The following is a 25360-nucleotide window of genomic DNA, read 5'->3' as shown; positions in this document are numbered from 1 at the left end:
CTACGGTTGGTTAATAGATAAATACAAGTCCTTTTATTTAATTCAAAGCGCTTAGATACTTTCTAAGTGCTTTGTTTGTTTTTACTACTTTTTATAAGGGCTTTTACTTCGTCTTGTAAAGTCTTTTTCTTTATCTAATTTTCCATTTTTATAAAACTTCCAAATACCATGGCGTCTATCGTTTTGATAAACACCTTCCATTTCAATATTACCTTTAACATCATATATTTTAGCAGGACCATGTAACTCTCCATTTTGGTAATTAAAAACTCTAATTACTTTACCAGACTCAGAAAACCATTTAGATTCGCCTACTAAAATCCCAGAACTATAGTTTTCTTGTTGTGCTAATTGTCCGCTTAAATAATAGGTTTTTTTTAAACCTTCTAGCTTACCTTTATGATCGTAAAACTCCTCTGTCATGACAACTTTAGATTTGTTATGGTAATATATCCATTTACCAACATAAGTTTTACCTCGCGTTTTACCTTCGCTAATTAAGTTTTTAGTTGAAGAATAGAATTTGACTTCGGCTAAATCACTATTAGGCGAAAATGTTCTTGTAGCAGTTAATACAGATTGTCCATCAATATTTTTATAAAATTTAAAGGTACCAATCTCTTCTCCATGATTAAATTGTCCTTCGTATCGTAATACTTTTGTGCCTTCGAAATTTTTTCTCCATTCGCCATGGCGAAATCCATTAACATCTTTTTGATTTATTTCTTGTGCAAAAGTAGTACTTGATACTAAAGCGATTAGTAAAATTAAGGTCTTATTCATTTTTGTTTTTTATTAAATGTAATATGTATCAAATACGTAATAGCAGTCTATTTGGTTAACGTGATTTTTAAATTCAAATTGTATTAAACAAAAAAGCTGCCAAACTTAAATAATAAGTGGCAGCCTTCTAAAAATATATTATGCTTATTTTTTATTCTTCTTTTGAGCTTGTTTTTGTTGCTCTGCCTGCTCCATCATCATTTTCATTTTTTTCTGAAACTTACTTTCCTTTTTAGGTTTTGCTTTTTGAACTTGCATTTGTGCATGAATTTTATCTTCGTCTAAGATGTAATTCTTGATTACTAACATAATTCCAATACTAATCAAGTTTGAAATAAAATAGTATAAACTTAATCCTGATGCATAGGAGTTAAAGAATACAATCATCATTATTGGCGCAAAGTAAATCATGTATTTCATCATCTTTTGCATATCTGGCATACCTTCTTGTGGTGGTGCTGCAGAAGCTGCTTGCTGTCCAGTAGTCATTTTCATATAGAAGAAAATAGCAATACCTGCTAATATTGGAAATAAACTAATATGATCTCCATAAATAGGAATACTAAATCCTGAAGGAAAATGGTATATGGCATCGAATGATGATAAATCGTCTGCCCAAAGGAAACTTTTTTGTCTTAAAGCAAAGGCTGTTGGAAAAAACATAAATAGAGCATAGAAGACTGGCATTTGTATTAGAGCTGGTAAACATCCTGCAAGCGGACTAGCTCCTGCTTTATTTTGCAAGGCCATTGTTTCTTGTTGCGCCTTCATTTTGTTGTCTTTATGCTTCTCACGAATAGCCTCAAGTTCTGGCTTAAGGATTTTCATTTTCATTTGAGACAAATACTGCTTATACTGAACAAAAGACATAACTAGTTTAATAAGTACTGTCATTACAATAATAGCAATACCAAATGGTAGAAAGCTACTTAAAAAACTAAATAATGGAATAAACATATACTCATTTATCCAACCAAAAAGTCCCCAACCAAGTGGTATACTTTCTTCTAAATTTTTATTGTAAGGTTTTAGGACTTCACTATCTGTTGGTCCATAAAATAATCCGAAAGTTGTATTTAATTCGTTTCCTGAAAAGACTAAATTAGTTTTTGCACCAAACGATTTTGTGTATACAGTATCTATATCTTCGTCCTCTACTAAGTCTTTAGACGATAATAAAACAGATGTTAGAGGCTTATCTGCCACTAATATTGAGCTAAAGAAATGTTGTCTAAAAGATAACCAATCTGCATTTTCTGCAGTTTCTTCATCTTCTCCAGTTTGTGATAGTTTATCAATATTTCCACCATCATGTTGGTAAGTTAAACGTGTGTAACGGTTTTCGTAACTTATACTTTCATCGTGACGCTTAGTTTTTTGCGTCCATTCTAGTTTTACATCTTGAGAACCATTAATAATAGTACTTAAACCTTGAGATTTAATGGTAAAATCTATCATGTAATCGTTAGGCTTGATAACATATAAGTATTCTAAAAACTTGGTTTCTGATACTTTAAGCTTCATTGAAACCACAGTATTTTCTCCGTTTTTAGTGACTTTAGATTGAAATGGTAAATCCTTAGTATTTAATATTCTGCTTTCTGTAGTTCCAAGATTGATATTAAAACTCGCATTATTATCTTTAACTAAGTAAATAGGAATAGAATCGAAATCTACAAACTTGCTGAGTTTAACTTTTGATAAGTGACCACCAATTTTTGAAAATTTTAAATGAAGTACACCATTATCCACAATTACATCTTCTGAAGTTAAACCCATTCCATAAGCAAAAGCACCAAATTTATTTTTAAGCGCTACTTCTTGTAAAGAATCTCCTGGTTTAATATTAGAAAAATCTTCTGAAGCTAAAACTTTAGGCTCATCTTTCTCTATTGCTTCAGTTTCTGCTTTAGTCTTTTCTGCTTCTACTAATTCTTGTTTCGCTTTTTCAGCTGCAACTTCTTCTGGTGATGGTTGGTTTTTCCACATCATAAACAATAAGATTGCGAATATAAGCACGAATCCTATTATTGATTTTACGTCTAATTTCTTTTCTTCCATGTTATTTCCGCTAAAGCGGTAAACTAATTAGTTAATTTAAAAAACCTGTTAGTTATAAAACAAACAGGTTTTTGTTCTAGAGCATTACTCTTCAAAAAGTAATCCGTTATTTATTTTATGCCATAGTGACATCTTAATTGTTTTTTTTATGCTTTAAAGCTGCAGCTACAAACGCTATAAAAAGAGGATGCGGTTTTGCGACTGTACTTTTATATTCTGGGTGATATTGAACACCAACAAACCAAGGATGGCTTGGTATTTCTACTATTTCAACAAGGTTTGTTTCAGGATTTAAACCTGTGGCTAGCATTCCTTTTGCTTCAATTTGTGTTTTATAATCACTGTTAAATTCGTAACGGTGTCTGTGTCGCTCCTTAATAATCTCAGTATTATAAAGTTTCCCTACTATGCTATCAGGAGTTAGTTTGCAATCCCAAGCACCTAAACGCATGGTGCCACCTTTATCTGTAATGGTTTTTTGAGCTTCCATTAAATCGATAACTGGATGCTTTGTGTTAGCATTCATTTCTGTAGAATTGGCATCTTCTAAACCTAAAACATTACGAGAAAACTCAATTACTGCCATTTGCATACCTAAACAGATTCCTAAAAACGGAATATTATTTTCGCGCACATATCTTACAGCATCAATTTTACCTTCTATACCTCTTTCTCCAAATCCTGGTGCTACTAAAACACCATCTAAATGAGATAACATAGCTTTTGCATTGTCACCATTTAAATATTCGGAATGCACAGATTCTACATTTACTTTTACTTCATTTTCTGCTCCTGCATGGATAAAAGACTCTAAAATAGACTTATAAGAATCTTGAAGCTCTACATACTTTCCTATTAAGCCGATAGTTACTTCAGAATTAGGATTTTTATGTCGTTTCAAAAACGCGTTCCATTGGTCTAAATTAGGTGTATTACTTTCTAGGTCTAATTTTTTTAAAACTATAGTATCTAAACCTTGCTCAAGCATTAAATTAGGCACATCGTATATGGTTGATGCATCTATAGATTGAATTACAGACTCTTTTGTTACGTTACAAAATCGTGCTAACTTATCTCTTAATTCTTCAGGTAGTTCATGTTCTGTTCTACAAACTAAAATATTTGCCTGAACTCCACTTTCCATTAATGTTTTCACACTGTGTTGTGTTGGCTTTGTTTTTAATTCGCCAGCAGCAGATAAATAAGGAATTAATGTTAAATGGATTACTAGGGCATTGTGTTCTCCAAGGTCCCACTTTAATTGTCTAACGGCCTCAATGTATGGCAAAGATTCTATGTCACCAACTGTACCACCAATTTCTGTAATTACAATATCGTAATCTCCAGAGTTTCCAAGAATTTGGATGCGGTGTTTTATTTCGTCTGTAATATGCGGAATAACTTGAACCGTTTTACCTAAAAACTCACCACGACGCTCTTTTTCTATTACGCTTTGGTATATACGACCTGTGGTTACATTATTTGCTTGACTTGTAGGTACGTTTAAAAAACGTTCGTAGTGTCCTAAATCTAAATCGGTTTCTGCACCATCATCAGTAACATAGCATTCACCATGTTCGTAAGGATTTAAAGTTCCAGGATCTATGTTAATATAAGGATCTAACTTTTGAATTGTGGTTCTGTAACCTTGTGCTTGAAGTAACTTCGCTAAAGAAGCTGCTATAATGCCTTTTCCTAGTGAAGATGTTACTCCTCCTGTTACAAATATGTATTTTGTTGTAGTTGCCATTGTGCGTTGTTAAACGCGAGCAAATTTACAATTTTAAGTTGAAAAACTAAGTGTTTAGAGTTTTATTTTTAATGATCTAAATTAAAGATTATTTGTATTTTGAATAAAGCAAACCGCTTAACTTTCAAAAAAAATCCACTACATTGTATAACGTTTATATTAAAAATATTCAAAACGTATATTAATTTACATACCACATATAATGAATAAAAATCTCACAAAAATAATTTTCTCTATTTTAATTTCTATTGGTATTAATATGCTTTATGCGCAAACAACTATTGCAAAAAATAATGGGAATTGGGAGTTATTAGTAGATAGTAATCCATACGAAATTAAAGGCGTTACGTTTGGGTTTAATAAAGATATTGATAATTACGACACCAGTTTTAAAGATTTAAAATTTCTTGGTGTAAATACTATTAGAACTTGGGCTACAGGAGAAAACACTCCAAAATTATTAGATGCAGCGCATGCCAATAGTATTAAAGTAATGCTTGGTATATGGATGCGACATGGAAGACCTGGAATGGAAGACGATGATAGCTTTAACTATATAGAGAATACAAAAGGTAAAGAAGATATGTTCCAAAATGCTATACATGTTGTTGATACTTATAAAAATCATCCTGCAGTTCTAATTTGGGGCATTGGTAATGAAGTCTATTTAAATACAGCTACAGATGAAGAAAAACTGGCGTATTCAACATTATTAGAGCGTATTTGTAGTGCAATCAAACAAAAAGATACTGAGCATCTTATAACGTCTGTTGAGGCTTGGACTTTTGGTTTAGATTGGTGGCAAAAGCATGTACCTTCCCTCGATATTTATGGTCTTAATAGTTATGGTCCTAGTGCAAATTTACTAGAGGAAGAGTTGAAAAAAAAAGGAATTAACAAACCCTACATATTAACAGAGTTTGGTGTAACTGGAGAATGGGATATTAAACAAAAAATAAATGATGTTATCGTAGAGCCTAACGACACAGAAAAGTATGATACTATTTTAAATGGTTACAATAATTGGATTAAAAACAAATCTAAAAACTTGGGTGTATTTGTCTTTCATTATGCCTCAGGAAATGAGTTTATGGCACCTTGGTTGTTTACACATTATGAAAACATGACGCGACCTCAATATTGGGCTATTAGAGAGGCATTTACAGGCAATAAACCTTTAAACACTGTACCAAAGGTTATAAACTTTACACTTCCAAACTCGAAATTTCAAAGCGAAACTTGGATTCCTGTTGTTCTAGAAACCAAAGACTTAGAGAACGATAGTTTAGAAGTAAACTTTGGGTACAACCAACGTACAGGAAGCAGAAAGCGTCGTGACCAAATAAACCCATTACATTATAGAGGAGACCTTGTTAATGGTTTCGAAATACAATTGCCTAAAGAAAATGGAGCTATTAAAGTTTATGTCTATGTAAAAGACAGTTATAAAAATATAGGTATAGGCTCTACATCTATTGTTGTTTTGGATGAAAATGCTAAAAATCAAAAATATCTAGTTCCAAAGGTTAGTTTACCATTTTACGTATATAAAGATGGCGATAACGATCCTTATACAGCATCTGCTTATATGGGAAATTATAAAGTTATGACTGTTGATACACAGCATAAAACCGAAGTTCACTCTGGAAAAGCAGCTTTGAAAATTGAATACAAACAAGAATACGATTGGTATGGCTTAGGTCTTGTAAATCCCGCTAATGATTGGGGAGATATTCTTGGTGGATACAATATTACTGGAGCTAAAAAACTCACTTTTTGGGCAAAAGCCAATAAAAAAGATGTGGTGGCAACCATTGGTTTTGGTTTAATAGGAAAAAACAAAACTTTTCCAGATACAGCAAAAAAAGCTATAGAAGTTAAACTTACCACCAAATGGAAACAATACTCTATTAATACCAAAAGACTAGACTTAAGTTGTATTAGGTCTGGCTTTACACTTTTTTCAAGAGGCTTTAAAAGTGACCAAATAATTTATATTGATGATGTTGTTTTCGAATAGATTAAAATACGCCATTTTACAACAAATTATTACTTTATTTGTTTTTAAATTTTTGATTTAATTAAAGTATACTTGACTTTGTTAAAAAATTAAGCCAACTTATTTGTGAGTTCTATTATACAAAGTCAAAAAAATTTGAACTCTCAAATATTTATCGTAATATTGCAATAAATTAATATTTACTGAAAATGGGATTAACAAAAACCGAAATATTTACCGATCAACAAAATGAAATTTCTCTTTTTGCAAAAGTTTTCGGGCATCCTGCGAGAGTAGCGATTTTACAACATTTGTTTAAAATTAACTCTTGTGTTTGTGGAGATTTGGTAAACGAAATTGGATTAGCTCAACCTACAATATCACAACATTTAAAAGAACTAAAACATTTAGGCTTAATAAAAGGAAATGTAGAAGGAACGAGTGTTTGTTACTGTATTCACAAAGAAAACTGGACAGTAATGAAAACTATAATGACCGAATTTCTAAACCAAGACTTAAGCAAAAGCCAAGATTGCTGTTAAAAAAATTTGAATCAATTAATCGTATAATCGCAATAAACAAATAGAGTTATGAAATTATCACAAGCAAAATCAGTATTAAGAGAAGTGGAAACTATAGGTTTTCAATTACCAAACGGAGAATTAATTCCAAATCACTTTCACGTTACAGAAGTTGGTAAAATCACAAAACATTTTATCGATTGTGGCGGAACAGAAAGGAAAGAAGATGTTGTAAACTTCCAACTTTGGAATGCAAACGACTACGACCACAGATTACATCCCGAAAAGCTGTTGAATATCATTGAACTTTCGGAAAAAATCTTAAAAATAGCCGATTTAGAAATCGAAGTAGAATATCAAGCAGATACCATTGGTAAATTTGGACTAGACTTTGACGGCAAAAACTTCTTGCTAACTAACAAACAAACCGATTGTCTAGCAAAAGACAATTGCGGAATTCCAGTAGAAAAGACAAAAGTAAAATTATCTAATTTAAATGATGAACCTTGCTGTTCACCAGATGGAAACTGTTGCTAAAACCAATTTAAATTTTAAAAAAAATGATAACAACAAAACCAACCCTATTTTTAAAAATAGAAGATTTAATCAAATCATTAAATACAGAAACTATATCAAGTGAACGTAAAACAGTTTTACAACCACTAACTGATTTTATTCAGTCAAAGGTTTCCGGAAATCAAGAAATTCGTATCAATTTCATTTGTACTCATAATTCGAGAAGAAGTCATTTATCGCAAGTTTGGGCACAAACAATGGCAAATTATTTCAATATTAAAAATGTGTTTTGTTATTCAGGTGGCACGGAAAGTACCGCTCTTTTTCCAATGGTTGCAGAAACTTTGCAAAATTCTGGATTTCAAATAAACACCATTTCAAAAAACGAGAACCCAATTTACAGCATTAAATATGCCGACAATGAGCATCCTATTATCGGATTTTCAAAAAAGTTAGATGACGATTTTAATCCAAAATCTGAATTTGTAGCGATTATGACTTGCGATTCAGCAAATGAAGCTTGTCCATTTGTTCCTGGTGCAAAAAAACGTATTCCAATAACTTTTGAAGACCCAAAAGCATTTGACAATACACCACAGCAAGCAGAAAAATACAATGAAAGAAGTCTACAAATAGCAACAGAGTTATTTTACGTTTTCTCTCAAATAAATTCATAAAAAATGGCTTCAAAAAAATTAAGTTTTCTTGACAGAAATCTAACACTTTGGATATTTGTCGCAATGGCAATTGGAGTTGGACTTGGATATTTTATTCCATCTTTTCCAAACATTATAAACTCATTTAGTAGTGGAACAACCAATATTCCGATTGCGATTGGTTTAATTTTAATGATGTATCCACCTTTGGCAAAGGTTAATTATGCTTTGTTACCAAAGGTTTTTAGAAACACAAAAACCCTTTCTATTTCACTTATTCTAAATTGGGTAATTGGTCCCGTTTTAATGTTTGTTTTGGCAATTACATTTTTACGTGATTATCCCGAATATATGGTCGGACTAATTCTAATTGGTTTAGCTCGTTGTATTGCAATGGTCTTGGTTTGGAACGACCTTGCAGAAGGAAGTAGTGAATATGGAGCAGGTTTAGTTGCATTAAATAGTGTTTTTCAAGTATTTGCTTACAGTTTTTATGCTTGGCTTTTTATTACAGTTCTTCCGCCCTATTTTGGTTTTGAAGGAGCAATTGTAGATATTTCAATCGGAACAATTGCAGAAAGTGTTGCTATTTATTTAGGTATTCCTTTCGTGATGGGAATTTTAAGCAGATTAATTTTAGTTAAATTGAAAGGTGAGGATTGGTACACCAATACATTTATTCCGGCAATTTCGCCAATAACTTTAATAGCGCTTTTGTTTACAATCGTAGTTATGTTCTCACTTAAAGGAGAATTGATTGTAGAAATCCCAATGGATGTTGTAATTATTGCAATTCCTTTACTTATTTATTTTACGCTAATGTTTATCATTGGATTTTTCTTTACCAAAGCATCTGGAGCAGAATATGACAAAACCGCTTCGGTTGCATTTACAGCTGCTGGAAATAATTTTGAATTAGCAATTGCAGTTGCTATTGCAGTTTTTGGATTAAATTCAGGACAAGCATTTGCAGGAGTTATTGGTCCTTTAGTAGAAGTTCCAGCGCTGATTTTATTGGTTCGAGTTTCCTTTTGGTTGCGAAAAAAGTATTATGGAAAAGCCAACGCTTAAAGCAATATATATTTTTCAATGCTTGCAGATTTATAAAAAACCTAAAAATAAAAGATGTCTCACGGTTAAACAGTAAGGGAATTTCTAAATCCAAAACTACTTTTCATGTATAAGAACGTTAAATAAAACTTGAATCCAGCTTTTACAACTTAGAAAAATTACGTTGTATATTCCTTACCAATTCTTCTAAGCCATTTAATTTAAGCGTATAAACGGTTTCTAGCATGTCTCCTAGTTTTCCTTTTGGGAATCCTTTGTTGTGATACCAAACAATATAATATTCTGGTAAGTCTATTAGGTATCTACCTTCGTATTTACCATAAGGCATTTTTGTATGTGCTAATTTAATTAGAAACGTTTTATCTGGCTGTAGTTGCATTAGTTAGATTTATATTTCTCTAATCGTTTTAATTCTTTGTTTACTAAAGCATTCCATTTTTGCTGTCCTTCTCTATCTATAGAATAGTTGGTTTCTGTATCGTAAAGGTGTTGCATGGCTTCTAGGTCGTTATTCGCTTTTTTATGAGCTTTTGTTAGTTCCTTTTCAATAGCGTTACTCACGCTTAATGTTGCAATTTTCTCTCGAAAATACCTGACATGTAATTCTGTAATATTAAAATGAAACTGTTCGTGTGTTAAAATATGGTTGTCTATTAGGTTTTTTTTACACCAAGACTCTTCAGGATAAAAATGTGCAAAAACCTTAGTTTTAAAACTAGTAACAACTTGAGAACTGGTTTTTTGTATAGAATAGCTAAAGGTTATTCCAGAAGCTGTTATAGCAGCTGCATTAGAATTTTCATCTGGCTTACCTTTAAAATCAGTCCACTTTAGTTTATGGTTTTCATGCCATGAAATTTCTTTAGTATCACTACTTTGAAAATACAACAAAAAACTAATAATTATAAAAAAAGTAGTCATAGTAAAATTGTGTTTCATTTTGTTTATTGAAACGAAACATCTACATTGCTTATTGCTTAATCTCTTCGATTTCTAATGCGTTATATTGCACTAAGTAAACACTTTCGTTGTAGAAACCTCCAAATGGCTTCTTTTTATATGAAAACTTATTCTCGATATAAGAGGTGGATGGTGAATAGTCTACAGACTCAAATAAATTTTGAGACGTTACCAAACGTAATACCACGTCCATAGTTATATCAAAACCACGAATAGCGTATGCATTAGGAGAAGTGTTGTATAGCTTTTTGTATTGTTCTACAAATGAATTACTTGATTCTGAATTTAGAATTTTATTAATTGAAGGATATGTAAAATGTAAATTAGATAAGTGGTAATTAGAAACCTCATCATCCTCAAAAGCATTATTTTGGTTTGTAGTGGTTAAGGTTATTTTAGTACCTTCTATTTGCAATCCATTAAGTATACTTGTTACGTTAGATACAAATCCTGCATTATCTGTTTCTAAAAACACTACATTATTACCTGGTTTAATAACATCTATTAAATCCTGCTCTACAATGTAATATGCGTCTTTTTGAGTTTTCTTGTCTAGTCGTGAACTTACTAATTTAGCATTGGTAAACCTACCTTTAAGCATCGTACTTGTTGCTTTATTATTTCGATCTGAAATCACAACAATTTGAGCTGTTGAATCTGCTTTAAAATAATCTACAATTTTAGCTTTTAAATTGTCATCGTTTGGTCTTGATTGAAACACATTTGGCCCTAAATTAACAGTTTTAACTATTGGTGAAATTATAGGCACATTATCGCTTTCTAAAGCACTAGCAACTGCATTAAAATTCCCAGATAGTAATGGACCTATAAAAGCGTGAGTTGCAGAAAAATCGTTTCTTCTAACAATGGTATTAACCTCGCTTAGTCTATTTTGCGTATCGTAAACATCGACTTTTAAATTGATTCCTAATTTTTTAAGAGAATCGAAAGCCACTAAAGTTCCTGTGTAGAAATCTAAAGTAATCGCTAAGGTTCTATCGTTTTTAATTTTATTCTTTGTGTCGTAAATAGAATCTGTATTTATTTTATTAAGCGTAAAAGGCAACATTAGTGCAATGTTTTTAACATTGTAATCTGTTACTTTATTAGATAAATTAACAAAATCTAAATTCTTACTAATCGTATCGCTTGAGGTTATTTCAAATTCTATAGTATTAACTGAGGTATCTAAAGGCACTTTTAAAATCATACCTTCTTTTAAACCAGTAGTTGTTAATTCTGGGTTTAAACGTTCTAAATCTGCTTGTTCTATACCTAATTTAACTTTTAGCCTATAGAATCCTTCTTTTGGCAACACTTTATAGTAACTATACTCTGCCTCTATAGTCTTAACTTTATCTGTTTCTAAATTTGGTACATTAATAGTTTGACCTGGCTGTAATATATTTGGCATGTTAGGATTTAATGCTTCTAGCTCTTGAACTGTAATACCATATTTATAAGCTATTCTCCATTTTCCTTCTTTTGGTTGTACAACATAAGTTGTGTTTTCTGCAACAACTACTTCTGGGACAGTAACGTAGGTGATTTTTTTATAAATAGGTATTTGTAGTTTATCTCCTTTTCTTAGGTTATTTGCATATAAGAACTTATTGTGTTTTTTTATGTCTTCAATGTCTACATCATACTTTTTAGAAATACTATATAGTGTCTCTTTACGTTTTGTTTTGTGTTTTTGGTACCTATCGAATACATTCTCAACAACTTTTTCCTTTTCTGATGTTACAGTTGTTTTGGTAGAAGCTACACTGCCTGCCTTTGGAATAATTAAAATGGAATTAACATTTATTTTTTTTCTAGAATCTGGATTGAGTTTATAAATATCTGAAGCAGATACCTTGTGTTTTTTAGCAATACTTTCTATTGTTTCTCCAGATTTAACTCGATGTGTATTGTACTTCTGTGCGTTTGCAGAGCCACAAGCCAATAGTATAAACAGGCTTAAGATGTATATTATTTTCTTCATATGTATATTGTACGTAATAAGTTGCGTTAGCGGTTGTAATGGTATCTTTTTTTTCCATGTATGGCAAAAAAAGATATAACAAAAAACATGACTTTTTGTAATCCTGAAAGACTTCTAAAAACCTTATAGGTATTAACAAACTGAAACGCCATAATTATTAATATTATTTATAAAATCGGTTACTTCTCGATACTATTTGCTTGTTCTTCTCAAATCACTCGAAATAACAACTTTATTCCCATTCTATTGTTGCTGGAGGTTTACTACTAATATCGTACACCACTCTATTAACGCCTTTTACTTTGTTTATTATGTCGTTACTTGTTTTTTGCAGAAATTCGTATGGTAAATTTACCCAATCTGCAGTCATACCATCTGTACTTTCTACTGCTCTAAGTGCAACACATTTTTCATATGTACGCTCGTCTCCCATAACTCCTACACTATTTACAGGTAATAAAATAGCACCTGCTTGCCAAACTTTATCGTACAATCCAGCGTCTCTTAATCCATTAATAAAAACAGCATCGACTTCTTGCAAAATACGCACTTTTTCTAGAGTAATATCGCCCAAAATTCTAATAGCCAAACCTGGTCCAGGAAAAGGATGACGACCTAAAAGCGTTGGATCCATGTCCATAGATGCGCCTACGCGACGCACCTCATCTTTAAACAAGGCTTTTAATGGCTCTACAATTTTAAGTTTCATAAAATCTGGTAGTCCACCAACATTATGATGACTTTTTATAGTCGCACTTGGTCCTCCTGTTGCACTTACACTTTCTATAACGTCTGGATATATGGTGCCTTGTGCTAAATAGGTTACATCTTCTATTTCATGTGCTTCATCATCAAAAACTTCTATAAATACACGACCTATGGCTTTACGTTTTTCTTCTGGATCACTCTTTCCTGCAAGTGCTTCCAAAAAGCGTGCCGAAGCATCTACGCCTTTTACGTTTAATCCCATGCCTTTATATTGTTCTAATACATCTGTAAATTCGTTTTTACGCAATAAACCGTTGTTAACGAAAATACAATAAAGGTTTTTACCAATGGCTTTGTGTAATAACATGGCTGCAACAGAAGAATCAACTCCACCAGACAATCCAAGAACTACTTTATCGTTTCCTATTTGCTTTTGTAAATCTTCAACGGTTTCACCCACAAATGCATTTGGTGTCCAGTCTGGATTAACATTTGCAATACCTATTAAAAAGTTTTCTAGTAATTGTTTTCCATCTGTACTGTGATATACTTCTGGATGAAATTGTATGGCGTAAGTGGTTTCACCTTCTATTTTATAAGCTGCATTTTTAACATCGTGTGTACTTGCTAAAAGCTTGCCGTTTGTTGGTAAGTTTTTAATAGTATCGCTATGGCTCATCCAGACTTGACTTCCTGAAGAAATACCTTTTAAAAAAGCATCCTCTTCTACAAAACTTAAGTTAGCACGACCATATTCTCTTGTGTTAGATTCTGCTACTTCTCCTCCTGAAAAATGAGCTAAATATTGCGCACCATAACAAACTGCAAGCATTGGTTTTACACCTCTAACACCTTTTAAATCTGGATGAAATGCTTCGGCAGACCTTACAGACATTGGACTTCCCGAGAGAATAACCGCTTTGTAGTCGTTTAAATTTGCTGGAATTTTATTGAAAGGAAATATTTCGGAATAGATATTAAGTTCTCTAACTCTACGCGCAATAAGTTGTGTGTATTGCGATCCGAAATCTAAAATAAGTACTTTATCGTGTTGCATGTGCAAAAATAGTAATTGATTTTTTAATTAATAGTTTAACAAAACAAATTTTAAAATAATAACCATTTAACGAAAACTTAAAGGTTCAATTTTGTTATTAATTCATCGAATCCAAAATCATTTGAATATCGTTTTCTGTGGTATCTGGACTAATGAAACAAAAACGAGAAACGGTCTCGAATGTATCACCATTTTTCCATTTGGTTGGTGTTACTAAAGCAAATCCTTTTTTATGGTTTTCGTAGGTCCAGTGTGTATAATCTTCTGGCTTCCAACCTATTCTTCTATAAAGCACACAAGATAGACTTGGCGCTCTAACTAATTCTACATTTGGATTTTCTTCTATTAACTTACCAGCAATTTGAGCCAACTCGATGCCTCGTTCTACTGCTTGTTTATATTTATCTGTACCATGCGTAGCTAGTGAAAACCATAGTGGCAATCCACGAACACGACGTGTAAGTTGAATTTGATAATCTGTTGGATTAAAACCATGAGCACCTTCATCCTTAAAAATATCTAAATAAGAACCTTGTTGCGAATGTGCTTTTTTTGCCAGTTCTGGATTTTTATAAATAACGGCTCCACAATCGTAAGGTGAAAACATCCACTTGTGAGGATCTATGGTAATACTATCAGATCTTTCAATTCCGTTAAATAGATGCCTTACAGAATCTGCTGCTAAAGCTCCTCCTCCATAAGCTGCATCAACATGAAACCAAATATTTTCTTTTTTGCAAACATCTGCTATACCTTCTAAATCGTCAATAATTCCTGCATTTGTAGTTCCTCCTGTTGCTACAACTGCAAATAAACGCTTACGTTGGTGAAAGTTTAACTTATCTATAGTATCGCTGAGTGCTTTTCCTGTTAAGCGCTCTTCAGATTCTACTAATAAAATATCAACATCTGCAACCTTGGCCATTGCTTTAATAGATGAATGTGCTCCAATAGAAGTAATTATTAATCCTTTTTCTCTTTTGTAAGTTTCATCTTCTCTCCAATATTCTCTTGCAGTAACAATGGCAGATAGATTTGCTGCTGTACCACCACTTGTAAACACACCAAAAGCACCTTCTGGTAATCCTGTAAGAGAGACAATCCATTTCATAGCTTCGTTTTCGCAAAATATTCCTCCTGCGCCTTCCATCCAATAAGCTCCATGAATACTTGAAGCAGATGTAACCAGATCGAACATAACTGCTGCTCGTGTTGGTGAAGCAGGCACAAAAGCTAAATTTCTTGGGTGATCTACTGGTACATTTGCTTTTGCTAAATGCTCTTTCCATAAATTAAAAGCATACTCTCCTCCAACACCCTTATTTGTGATAGATTCTCCTACTAAAGCTTTTAATTCTTCGTATTTTTTTGGTTTACCAATAGGATGCTCTGTTGCAGAAATTCTACCAATGGCATATTTCATGATATCCAAAGTCATTTCTATTAACTCAATATCTATTTTATGCATAATTTAATCTAAGGTTAGTATTGAAAACTCTCCTTTTAAAGGCTGTAAAGAGTTAATTAAACTTGGAATTAAATCGTTTCCAAACTCTAAATATAATTCACTAAAATTAAGATTTCGCTCCTGTAAACTACCATTTGGAAACAACTCGTTTTGAATTGTTGTTATACGTTGCACTTGGCTTTTTAACTTTCTTTTTTGTGCTTTTAACAAACGCTTCTCAAGATGTTTTAAACCATTAATTTGCTTTTTTTCTTGAGCTGAAACTGCTCCAAGAAAAGATTTGTCGGTTTTCTCTGCTAATACATATAAATCTTTAAATTGATTTTTTAGGTGATTGATTTGCTTTGAAAAATCAATATTTATAGCTGAAACCTCCTTAATTTTTTTGTTGATTAATATTTCTTGCTTCAAAAAAATAGCTTCGTTAGAAAGATTCAACTTCTCAAGTTTATTAGCTTGCAACTTAGTTTTAATTAAAACCGAATTACGTAACAACAACATTGGAAAGACGACTTTATTCGCTTCAAAATTAGATTTTAATTGAAACCAATAGGCTAATTCTCCTCCTCCTCCAATATAACAGAGATTTGGTAAAATTACTTCTTGATATAATGGCCTTAATATAACATTAGGCGAAAAACGTTCAGGGAACTCATTGACTTCTTTTAATATTTCACTCTTACTCCAACTCATATTAGTGTTTAAAACTTTATAAGTTTCTTTCTCTAAAACAATACGTTCTCTAAGACCTTCAGAAAGGTAAAAAAGGTTTATTGCTCGAGGATTAACTTGAATTCCAAAATCTAAAGCTTCGATTTTAGAATTAACATCTAAAACATTTTTCTCTGAAATTTGCTCTACTAGCTCTCTTTCGATATGCGGAATGAACAAACGTTTTAAATCTCTATTGTTTGCTTCAACAATAACTAAACCATAGTTTTTAAAGAGTTCGTTAGCAAGAAATTTAGTGGCTGTTGCTAAATTATTATGTTCTAAATAAGCAGATTTAAAAAGCTCTCGAAGCACATCTGCTTTTTTTCCAAGACCCAAAGTTTTAGAGAACGTATTAAATACTGCCTCTAATCCTTCTGTACTTAAATCTCCAATTGCTCCAGAACCCTTTTGGTTCCATTGTACTTTTTGTCCTTTAAAATTAAAATAATTAATTTCATTAAAATCATGATCTTCTGAAGCCATCCAATAGATTGGCACGAAATTGTGTTTGGGATATTTTGCTTTTAATTGTTTTGCTAAATTTAGCGTTGATACAATTTTGTGCAAAAAATATAAAGGTCCTGTAAATAAGTTTAATTGATGACCTGTGGTTACAGTAAAGGTATTACTATCTTCTAGAGATCGTATATTATTTATAGTAGCATGAGATGCTTGAGTGTTTTTGTATTGCTTTTTTAGCACGTCCACTAAAACGGTTCTTGATTCTTGTTTTATAGACGTACTTTTTTCTTCTATTTGCGCTTTAAAATTTTCAAGCTTTGGAAAGCGATTGTAAAATGGTGTTAGTGTTTCAGCCTCAGCTAAATAATCACAAATAAGTTTAGAAAAATATCCAGTGTCTTTAAACGAAATACTGTTTGATAGCATAAATAATTTGGTTATTCTTTGTAAATATAAGGCTCTTTAACCAAAAGACTGTGGCAAAATTAACATAAAAACTAAAGAAAATTGATTGGATTTCCCTAAATTTAATAACTATTTTCATTCCTTTTTTAATATAAAAATTCAATGAATCATTTTCAAAAACAAAAATTATTTATCACTTTTTTTCTACTTATTTCTTGCTTTTGCTTGGCTCAAAATATTCAAGAATTTAGAGGAAAAGTTATTGATGAGGATACTAAAAAAGCACTTCCTCTTGCAGATTTGCAGATTATAAACACTAACATTAGTACCATTACAAATAGCGAAGGTGAATTTTTACTTAAAGTACCAAATACTTTCATGTCTAATTCTGTTTTAGTGTCTTATTTAGGCTATAAAAAACAACAAATCCCTTTATCGCAATTTAAAAATAAGAACACAAAAATTGCACTAACAGTTGCAGCAACAGTTTTAGCTCAAGTAGATGTAAATGCTCCAAAAGACGCAGAAACTCTTGTAAAAAAAGCATTAAGCTTAAAAGGACAAAATTACTTAAACAATGAAGTGGTTATGACTAGTTTCTACAGAGAAACCATAAAAAAGAGAAATAAAAATGCATCACTATCTGAAGCAGTTTTAAAAATACAAAAACAACCCTATATTACAAACAGATCAGATGCTATTAAAATAATAAAAGCTAGAAAAAAAACGGATTATTCTCGATTAGATACGCTTGCATTAAAATTACAAGGTGGACCGTTTAGTTCGCTATACACAGATATAATTAAATATCCAGAATTTATTTTTAACGCAGAAGATATAGATGATTATATTTTTAGTTTTAATCAATCTACACAAATAAATAACAAATTGGTTTTTGTAGTGGGTTTTAAACAAAAAGAAGCAATTACAAGACCAATGTATTATGGTCAACTATTTATTGATGCAGAAACTTACGCCTTAACAAGTGCTATTTACAATCTAAATGTGAGTAATAAAGAACAAGCTAGCAAGCTGTTTGTAAAAAGGAAACCACGAAAAGCTACTGTTTATCCTACAGAAGCGTCATATCGTGTTAATTATAGAACTAAAGATGGTAAATGGTATTTTGGCTACAGTAACACATTATTAACCTTCAAGGTAAAATGGGATAACAAGCTATTTAATAGTCGTTATACATTACAAAGTGAAATGGCAATTACAGATTGGAACCTTAACACAACTACATTTAAAAACAAACCTAAAGATAGGTTAAAACCTAATACTATACTAGCAGACCAAGCCTCTGGCTTTGCAGATCCAGATTTTTGGGGAGCATACAATATTATAGAGCCAGAAAAATCTATAGAATCTGCAATTAAAAAAATAAGCAAACAGCTAAAAAAAGATTTATAAACTACAAATATTCTTGGTATTGAAGTATTCTAAAATCGAAAGTATTAAATTTTGGATTATTAGCTTTTAATTGTTTGTACAATGGATTACTACCTATAGAAATATTTGCTGCACCAGAAGAAGACGTTAATGATACCGTTTTTATTATGCGTTGTTTTGAATTAACTTCTAACAATTTATTAGGCATAACGAATTCTTGAATTTTTGGTGTCTCTTTAGAGACTAATTCTAATTTAATATTGTACTCTTTAATGTGTTTACGAAAGAAATACTCTGGTCCATTTTTAGAATTTCCACCAATAAATAATAACGTGTCAATATTAGGAAATTGTTTTAAATAAGCTATTATATCTCGAAGCTTACAATTTTGCATTCCTAAATCTGAAGCATCTACTTTTTCGCGCTCACAACTTTCTACAATATCGCAAACACCTATATTATGCTTTATTAAATACTCTTGGCGTTCTTTAACAGCAGCTTTAGAATTGTTATAACGTAAATTTAAATTGTGAATTTTATCTATAAACAACCATAAGCTATTATAGTAACTTCCATAACAAAAGTTAACGTCTTTTTCTAGTAGATTTCCTGTTGTAAATCTTGGTGGTGGCAAGGTACCAACAATAAGTTTTTTTGTGTCATTTTTTATAAATGGTTGGTATGGATGAGTATGTTTAAACATAAAATCATAAACGCTTTAAAAGCTTTTCTACTTCGTTTATTGTAGTTCCATACTTGCGTTTATTAGGCTTAGTCATGTGTTGAGATTCTACAAAAATTTCATTTAAAATAGCTTTAGCTTCTTCAACTTTATCCTTTTCTATAAAAAACTTTGCTAAAACCAAACGTTCACTATAATTAGAATAGCGTTGATCTATAGCTCTTAAATGTTTTTCGGCAGCTTCGGTTTGACCTGTTTTATCTAAAGCTAGACCGTAAATAAATTCTGATTTAGATTGCTTAAACTCTGGATGGTGTTTTAGTTTTTCTCCATAAGATATAGTGTTATCATAATCTTCAAGATTATAATAAGCAGCAACTAACTTTTCAAGAATGAAATAGTTATTTTGGCTTTCGTCTTTTAAGGCGACTTCGTAATGAATAATGGCGTTTTGGTAATCTTTAATTTCAAAAAAAGCATCAGCTAAATCTAATCGGTTTTGAAACGTTTCGGCAAATTGAAGTTTTTTTTCTAAATCTTTTACTTTTTTTGTAGGTATTAAAACTGAAGTTAAATTTTCTTTAATAATTGAAGCATCGCGTTTATTGTACACTTGTGTAATTAGGTAAATTATAGAGCCAATTGCTGGTATGAAAATGATGATGAAAATCCAGAAATATTGATTTCTGTTCTTAATAACATGATATATACAGAAAGCTTGTAAAGCAACAATAAGATAGGTAAACATGAGTTAAAATTAATTTAAAGTGTTAAATATAGTGAAGAAAGACTCAAAAATTCACTAATTTATGGGAAATTGAAACACATAAAAAAATGGGAAGAGGAGACAAAAAAACAAAACGCGGAAAAATAAGTCGAGGTACTTATGGTGCAAGACGACCAAAAATAAAAAAGCGTGTTCGACCGGAAACAAAAATAGAGATTAATAAAAAAATTAAGCCTTAATTATCTTGTAAAGACTAAGTGGTTTTCGCTAGATAATTCGTCACTTAATCCATAACCATCGGTTGTAAAACCTTTTAAATCATCTATGGTTTGCGCATTTGTATCTACAATATATCTTGCCATTAAGCCTCTAGCTAGTTTAGCAAAAATGGCAATAATTTTATATTTGCCATCTTTAAACTCTTTAAAATCTACAGTTACAACTGGCACTTTAAGTGCCTTTGTATCTATTGCTTTAAAATATTCTTGACTTGCTAAGTTTACAAAAACCTCGTCATCTTCTAATTCTTGGTTAAGTGCATTTACTATGTCTTTCTTCCAAAACTCGTACAAATTTTTTTTAGTTCCTACAGGTAATTTTGTTCCCATTTCTAGGCGGTAAGCTTGCATTAAATCTAATGGTTTGAGTATACCGTACAAACCAGACAATATTCTCACCTTATTCTGTAATGTATCTATTTTATCGTTAGAAATGGTATAAGCGTCTAATCCTCTATAAACATCACCACTAAATGCATAAATAGCTTGTCTCGCATTATCTTTTGTAAATGGCAATTGCCAGTCTTGATTGCGGTCGTAATTTAATTGACCTAAAGCATCACTTACATGCATTAATTTTGAAATGCCTTTTGCAGATTTCTTTCTTAGAACTTTATTTAAGCGTTGAGATTGTTCTAAAAACTGAGCATCTGTAGTTTTTGTTGTTGGTAGTTTACTTTCAAAATCTAAAGATTTTGCAGGTGATAATACGAGTTTCATGACTTTAATTTTTTCTTCTACGAATTTACAATTTACATCTATAATACATAAAATATTAAAACTGAAAAATTCTATGCTTGTATAAGTGTTGATTATGAAATTCGATTTGCGTTAGCGATTTCTCTTTCTTTAATATTTTAAATACATAAAATCGTGAATACAAAGCATTTGATGTGGTATCCTTTTTTGAAGCATAAAAAAAAGATATAACGGAAAGCACGCTCTTTAGGTTACCAAACTAAATATCCATATGCTTACTGTAACCTCTCCATTTCTCTATACAGTCTGACATATCTTGAGGTACAGGTGTTTCAAAACGCATAAACTCTCCAGTTGTTGGATGCTCGAAACCTAAGGTTTTTGCATGTAATGCTTGACGTGGTAATATTTTAAAACAGTTATCTACAAACTGCTTATATTTAGTAAACGTTGTGCCTTTTAAAATACGCTCACCACCATAACGCTCATCGTTAAAAAGTGTGTGACCTATATGTTTCATGTGTACACGAATTTGGTGCGTTCTACCTGTTTCTAGCTTGCAAGACACTAAAGTAACATAAGTTAAACGCTCAATCACTTTATAATGTGTAACCGCTGGTTTACCATTATCTGCTTCGTCTTCTAGATAGACAGTGTTCTGCAGTCTATTTTTAGGATGACGACCAATGTTACCTTCGATGGTACCTTCGTCTTCATTCATATTTCCCCAAACAATAGCGACATATTCTCGTTCGCTGGTTTTGTCTTTAAATTGTTTAGACAAATGTGCCATGGCATGTTCGGTTTTTGCAACCACTAACAATCCACTAGTATCTTTATCTATTCTATGAACCAAACCAGGTCTATCGCTAGAGTTTTTTGGCAAATTATCGAAATGATGAATCAAACCATTTATTAAAGTTCCAGAATAATTTCCATGTCCTGGATGCACTACTATACCAGCTGGTTTATTAACTACCAAAAGCGCATCGTCTTCATAAACAATATCTATAGGCATGTTTTCTCCAACCAACAAGTTTTCAAAAGGTGGATGCGAAAATAGCACGCGAATCTCGTCTAAAGGTTTCACCTTATAGTTAGATTTTACAGCCACTTCGTTTACATAAATATTACCATCTTTTGCCGCAGCCTGAATTTTATTTCTAGTTGCATTTTCTACTTTATTCATTAACCATTTATCGATGCGTAAAGGTGCTTGACCTTTATCTGCTGTAAATGCATGATGTTCGTAAAGCGTATCTCCAGCTTGGTTTTGTTCTGGTAATTGAGGTGTTTTATTGTCCATGTATGTTTAGTTGGGACGATTTCCGTTTCCTAAAACAATATCTATTTTAGAATGCTTAGGTAAAAGTGTTCCAGGTTTTAAGACCTCGCCTTCAAAACGCAAGCTTAGTACTTCGTCTTTACCAATATTATCAATGTAGGTTTTTTTACCAATTTCAAATTCTAAAGACTCTAAAGTTGGTCTTGCTTGGCGAAAAGTACGACTGATAATATTTGGAACAGGAATTTTTCTGTATCCTGAAGGATTAAGTGTAATGTATATTTTTCTGTTTTCTTTTACATTTTCTCCTGCTGGAGGATCTTGATCTATAACAGAAAACTTAGGATAATCTGGATTAAAATTAGCAGAATCTTGAATTTCCATTACCAAGTTATTTTCATCTAATTCAATTTTTGCAACATCTATAGATTTGCCTTTTAAATTTGGAACCGTTTCAAAATTACCGTGATTTGTGCTAATATTTAACCATTTAAAAATAATAAAGCATAAAATTAATAAAGCAACAATAGCTAACCCAAGTTGTTTAAAAAAGGTTTTACTAGTTAGAAATTTAAAAATACTCATAGTTTAAAATTAGTTAAAATAAGTCTGGCAAATATATAAAAACAAAAAGGTTTTCGTTTGCTATTAAATAAATGATATTTTAGCTAAACAAAATTAACTTTAAGGCTTTTTTTGTTTGCTTTACATTAATTTATACGAAGTTTAAACGTTTATAGACTACCGCTGAAGTTTTTGTTAAGCGTAGCCAAAATAAGGAAATATTAAAGATGAAAAAAAATATAGCCATAATTATGGGTGGTTATTCTAGCGAATACCAAATTTCGTTAAAAAGTGGAACTGTTGTTTACAACACCTTAAACAAAGAAAAATATAATGCCTATTGCATTCATGTTTTTAAAGACAAATGGGTTTTGGTAGACGCTAATGACAATGAATTTCCTATTGATAAAAACGATTTTTCTGTTGTAATTAACCAAACAAAAATTACATTCGATTGTGTTTTTAATGCTATTCATGGTTCTCCAGGAGAAGATGGTTTTATGCAAGCTTATTTTAAGCTTATTGGTTTGCCACAAACAAGTTGTGAGGCATATCAAGCTGCATTAACATTTAACAAAAGAGATTGTTTAAGTGTTTTAAAACCTTATGGTATATTAACTGCAGAAAGCTATTATCTTAATTTAGGAGATACTATAAACGAAGATGAAATTATTGCAAAAGTAGGTTTACCGTGTTTTGTAAAAGCAAATAAAGCAGGAAGTAGTTTTGGTATTTCTAAGGTTTATAAAAAGGAAGCCCTTCAAACTGCAATTGATAATGCTTTTAAGGAAGATGATGAAATTATTATTGAATCTTTTCTAGATGGTACAGAAGTTTCGGTTGGTGTTATTACCTACAACGGCAAAACTAAAGTATTGCCAATTACAGAAATTGTTAGTGAGAATGATTTTTTCGATTATGAAGCTAAATACCTTGGTAAATCTCAAGAAATTACGCCTGCAAGACTCACTAAATCTCAAGAAGAAAAAGTGAATACACTAGCAAAAAAGGTTTACGACATATTAAAAATGAAAGGCTTTACAAGGAGTGAATTTATTTTTAAAAATAACGAACCACATTTACTAGAGATAAACACTGTACCAGGTTTAACAAACGAAAGTATTTTGCCACAACAAGCTGCCAAAGCTGGTATTACAATGGCTCAATTGTTTGAAAGCGCGATTGAAGAAGCTCTAAAATAGCATAAAAGGCAAGCCTGTAAATTTTCATTATATTTATAAAGTATAAGTACATAAAATAAAATTTATGAAAAAGACTCTAGCTGTAATAATTGTATTTATTTGTTTTCTACATGCTGTAAATGCTCAAAATGAATTAACAGAATTAAAATTCGATACTAAGTATTTTGATGCAGTAGACCAATATGTAGCGTTTCCTAAAAAAGAAAAAGACTCTACTTTCTCAATATATTTTATATATGTAGATGAAATGGCTGGTTTTAGTATGAGATTCGAAGACCAATTTAGTATTAACAAAAAAGGAAAACTGAAACTGCAACCTAATCCAGATAAAAATACATCTGCATTAATAGCGCGTTTAAATAGAAACACCGCTTTTGTATCTGTTTTAACTAATGAACAAAAAGCAGATTTACAACTGCCTAAACAACCAGAATGGTTGAAAAGTTACAAGCCGAAAGACAGTATCGATGTTGGTTATTTAACAAAAATTGGTTATTTTTATAATCATGATGGTGCAAGCCATAATGCAATAGAACCTCTTTTGAAAGCCTACAAAAAAGAACCGCATTACAAAGGCTTAGAGTTCGAACTTGGTTTTGCTTATAATGCCACAAAACAATTTTCTAAAGCAATTCCTGTTTTAGAAAAAGCGTTAAAAAAAGACGAGAACAATCAGCTATTATACAAAGAATTAGGTTATGCTCTTGTAAACAATAAGCAAATAGATGAAGCTGAGAAAGTTTATGAAAAAGGAATTTCAATTTCAAAAAATATTGCTATAAAATGTGAAATGGCTGTAAATATGGCTCAATTACTTTTTAAAGAAAATGACAAAATAAGATTTAAAAAGTGGGCAGCTATTGCTAGAAAATATGGTGAAAAAACACCACAGTATATTAAATATATTGATTACTTTGAAGCTGAATTAAATAAAAAATAAAAATGAAACGCGCTCTATTTCCAGGATCTTTCGATCCTATAACATCTGGACATTACGATATTATTAAACGAGGTGTTACTTTGTTTGATGAAGTTATAGTTGCCATTGGTGTAAACTCTGCAAAAAAATATATGTTTACGTTAGAAGAACGCATGGATTTTATAAAAGAAGCTTTTAAAGACGAACCCAAAATAAAAGTAGTAAGCTATAAAGGTTTAACCGTACATTTTTGCCAAGAATTAGGCATAGACTTTATACTTCGTGGTTTAAGAAATCCTGCAGATTTTGAATTTGAAAAAGCAATTGCGCATACCAATAGAGATCTTGCTCCTATAGAAACAGTGTTTTTATTAACTGCAGCGAGTACAAGCTATATTTCTTCTTCTATTGTTAGAGAAGTAATAAGAAATAATGGTGATTACACTAAGTTAGTTCCAGATAGTGTTCGAGTAAAATAACACTTTGATTTATAA

The 25360-nt window shown here is 31.4% G+C and carries 24 protein-coding genes; 10 read left to right on the top strand and 14 right to left on the bottom strand.

Features of this window, described 5'->3' with window-relative positions; all coding sequences use genetic code 11:
- Nucleotides 1–84: 84 nt before the first annotated feature.
- From P8H50_RS04080 to P8H50_RS04070, 3 genes are all read right to left on the bottom strand, one after another.
- The gene (locus P8H50_RS04080) at nt 85–783 is read right to left on the bottom strand and encodes a toxin-antitoxin system YwqK family antitoxin (protein ID WP_300205877.1); all 699 of its coding nucleotides are present in this window, start codon (nt 781–783) and stop codon (nt 85–87) included.
- Nucleotides 784–927: 144 nt separating this feature from the next.
- Nucleotides 928–2844 carry a membrane protein insertase YidC gene (yidC, locus tag P8H50_RS04075; protein ID WP_300205875.1) on the bottom strand — a complete coding sequence of 639 codons (1917 nt, stop codon included), beginning with the start codon at nt 2842–2844 and terminating at the stop codon, nt 928–930.
- Nucleotides 2845–2977: 133 nt separating this feature from the next.
- Nucleotides 2978–4594, bottom strand: a complete 1617-nt coding sequence (locus P8H50_RS04070; RefSeq protein WP_300205874.1) for a CTP synthase — start codon at nt 4592–4594, stop codon at nt 2978–2980.
- A gap of 202 nt (nt 4595–4796) precedes the next feature.
- Between P8H50_RS04070 and P8H50_RS04065 the strand changes: the two genes are divergently transcribed.
- From P8H50_RS04065 to arsB, 5 genes are all read left to right on the top strand, one after another.
- On the top strand, nt 4797–6614 hold the full coding sequence (locus tag P8H50_RS04065) for a glycoside hydrolase family 2 TIM barrel-domain containing protein (protein ID WP_300205873.1): 1818 nt from the start codon (nt 4797–4799) through the stop codon (nt 6612–6614).
- Between the two features lie 188 nt (nt 6615–6802).
- A complete protein-coding gene (locus tag P8H50_RS04060) occupies nt 6803–7135 on the top strand; it encodes a metalloregulator ArsR/SmtB family transcription factor (protein WP_300205872.1) in 333 nt (110 codons plus the stop codon).
- Between the two features lie 48 nt (nt 7136–7183).
- Nucleotides 7184–7651: a DUF6428 family protein gene (locus P8H50_RS04055; protein ID WP_300205871.1), complete on the top strand. Its 468-nt coding sequence runs from the start codon at nt 7184–7186 to the stop codon at nt 7649–7651.
- Between the two features lie 23 nt (nt 7652–7674).
- Nucleotides 7675–8307 carry a protein-tyrosine-phosphatase gene (locus P8H50_RS04050; protein WP_300205870.1) on the top strand — a complete coding sequence of 211 codons (633 nt, stop codon included), beginning with the start codon at nt 7675–7677 and terminating at the stop codon, nt 8305–8307.
- A 3-nt stretch (nt 8308–8310) separates the two neighbouring features.
- Nucleotides 8311–9357, top strand: a complete 1047-nt coding sequence (gene arsB, locus P8H50_RS04045; protein ID WP_300205868.1) for an ACR3 family arsenite efflux transporter — start codon at nt 8311–8313, stop codon at nt 9355–9357.
- A 142-nt stretch (nt 9358–9499) separates the two neighbouring features.
- On the opposite strand, the gene P8H50_RS04040 is transcribed toward arsB, so the two are convergent.
- From P8H50_RS04040 to bshC, 6 genes are all read right to left on the bottom strand, one after another.
- Nucleotides 9500–9736 (bottom strand): DUF3820 family protein, encoded by a 237-nt coding sequence (locus P8H50_RS04040; protein ID WP_300205866.1) that lies wholly within the window; start codon nt 9734–9736, stop codon nt 9500–9502.
- Entirely contained in the window at nt 9736–10296 is a 561-nt protein-coding gene (locus tag P8H50_RS04035) for a hypothetical protein (RefSeq protein WP_300205865.1), read from the bottom strand. Before P8H50_RS04035 ends, P8H50_RS04040 begins: the two co-directional genes overlap by 1 nt.
- A 31-nt stretch (nt 10297–10327) precedes the next feature.
- Nucleotides 10328–12304: a LysM peptidoglycan-binding domain-containing protein gene (locus tag P8H50_RS04030; protein ID WP_300205864.1), complete on the bottom strand. Its 1977-nt coding sequence runs from the start codon at nt 12302–12304 to the stop codon at nt 10328–10330.
- A gap of 232 nt (nt 12305–12536) precedes the next feature.
- Nucleotides 12537–14069: a glutamine-hydrolyzing GMP synthase gene (gene guaA / locus P8H50_RS04025; RefSeq protein WP_300205863.1), complete on the bottom strand. Its 1533-nt coding sequence runs from the start codon at nt 14067–14069 to the stop codon at nt 12537–12539.
- 97 nt (nt 14070–14166) lie between these two features.
- On the bottom strand, nt 14167–15537 hold the full coding sequence (locus P8H50_RS04020) for an aminotransferase class V-fold PLP-dependent enzyme (RefSeq protein ID WP_300205861.1): 1371 nt from the start codon (nt 15535–15537) through the stop codon (nt 14167–14169).
- Nucleotides 15538–15540: 3 nt separating this feature from the next.
- The gene (gene bshC / locus P8H50_RS04015; protein ID WP_300205859.1) at nt 15541–17139 is read right to left on the bottom strand and encodes a bacillithiol biosynthesis cysteine-adding enzyme BshC; all 1599 of its coding nucleotides are present in this window, start codon (nt 17137–17139) and stop codon (nt 15541–15543) included.
- Between the two features lie 141 nt (nt 17140–17280).
- On the opposite strand from bshC, the gene P8H50_RS04010 reads away from it, so the two are divergent.
- Nucleotides 17281–18531, top strand: a complete 1251-nt coding sequence (locus P8H50_RS04010) for a carboxypeptidase-like regulatory domain-containing protein (protein ID WP_300205856.1) — start codon at nt 17281–17283, stop codon at nt 18529–18531.
- Between the two features lies 1 nt (nt 18532).
- On the opposite strand, the gene P8H50_RS04005 is transcribed toward P8H50_RS04010, so the two are convergent.
- Nucleotides 18533–19213 (bottom strand): uracil-DNA glycosylase family protein, encoded by a 681-nt coding sequence (locus P8H50_RS04005; RefSeq protein WP_300205854.1) that lies wholly within the window; start codon nt 19211–19213, stop codon nt 18533–18535.
- 4 nt (nt 19214–19217) lie between these two features.
- Nucleotides 19218–19940 (bottom strand): hypothetical protein, encoded by a 723-nt coding sequence (locus P8H50_RS04000; protein ID WP_300205852.1) that lies wholly within the window; start codon nt 19938–19940, stop codon nt 19218–19220.
- 86 nt (nt 19941–20026) lie between these two features.
- Here P8H50_RS04000 and P8H50_RS03995 point away from each other — a divergent pair, with 86 nt between their 5' ends.
- A complete protein-coding gene (locus P8H50_RS03995) occupies nt 20027–20158 on the top strand; it encodes a 30S ribosomal protein THX (RefSeq protein WP_300205850.1) in 132 nt (43 codons plus the stop codon).
- Here P8H50_RS03995 and yaaA read toward each other — a convergent pair whose 3' ends face one another.
- From yaaA to P8H50_RS03980, 3 genes are all read right to left on the bottom strand, one after another.
- Nucleotides 20159–20917: a peroxide stress protein YaaA gene (gene yaaA / locus P8H50_RS03990; RefSeq protein WP_300205848.1), complete on the bottom strand. Its 759-nt coding sequence runs from the start codon at nt 20915–20917 to the stop codon at nt 20159–20161.
- 238 nt (nt 20918–21155) lie between these two features.
- Nucleotides 21156–22202: an RluA family pseudouridine synthase gene (locus P8H50_RS03985; protein ID WP_300205846.1), complete on the bottom strand. Its 1047-nt coding sequence runs from the start codon at nt 22200–22202 to the stop codon at nt 21156–21158.
- Nucleotides 22203–22208: 6 nt separating this feature from the next.
- On the bottom strand, nt 22209–22766 hold the full coding sequence (locus P8H50_RS03980; protein ID WP_300205844.1) for a PASTA domain-containing protein: 558 nt from the start codon (nt 22764–22766) through the stop codon (nt 22209–22211).
- Between the two features lie 206 nt (nt 22767–22972).
- Here P8H50_RS03980 and P8H50_RS03975 point away from each other — a divergent pair, with 206 nt between their 5' ends.
- The 3 genes from P8H50_RS03975 to coaD all read left to right on the top strand — a co-directional run bounded on the left by P8H50_RS03975 (nt 22973) and on the right by coaD (nt 25345).
- Entirely contained in the window at nt 22973–23947 is a 975-nt protein-coding gene (locus P8H50_RS03975) for a D-alanine--D-alanine ligase (protein ID WP_300205842.1), read from the top strand.
- Nucleotides 23948–24011: 64 nt separating this feature from the next.
- Nucleotides 24012–24887 (top strand): tetratricopeptide repeat protein, encoded by an 876-nt coding sequence (locus P8H50_RS03970; RefSeq protein WP_300205840.1) that lies wholly within the window; start codon nt 24012–24014, stop codon nt 24885–24887.
- A 2-nt stretch (nt 24888–24889) separates the two neighbouring features.
- Nucleotides 24890–25345, top strand: coding sequence for a pantetheine-phosphate adenylyltransferase (gene coaD / locus P8H50_RS03965; protein ID WP_300205838.1), 456 nt, complete (start codon nt 24890–24892; stop codon nt 25343–25345).
- The last annotated feature ends 15 nt before the right edge of the window (nt 25346–25360 follow it).

The sequence above is a fragment of the Lacinutrix sp. genome (genome assembly GCF_029238095.1).
GTDB lineage: Bacteria > Bacteroidota > Bacteroidia > Flavobacteriales > Flavobacteriaceae > Lacinutrix.
The sequence above is the reverse complement of the archived record's forward strand: the minus strand, read 5'-3'. Positions and strand labels throughout refer to the sequence as shown.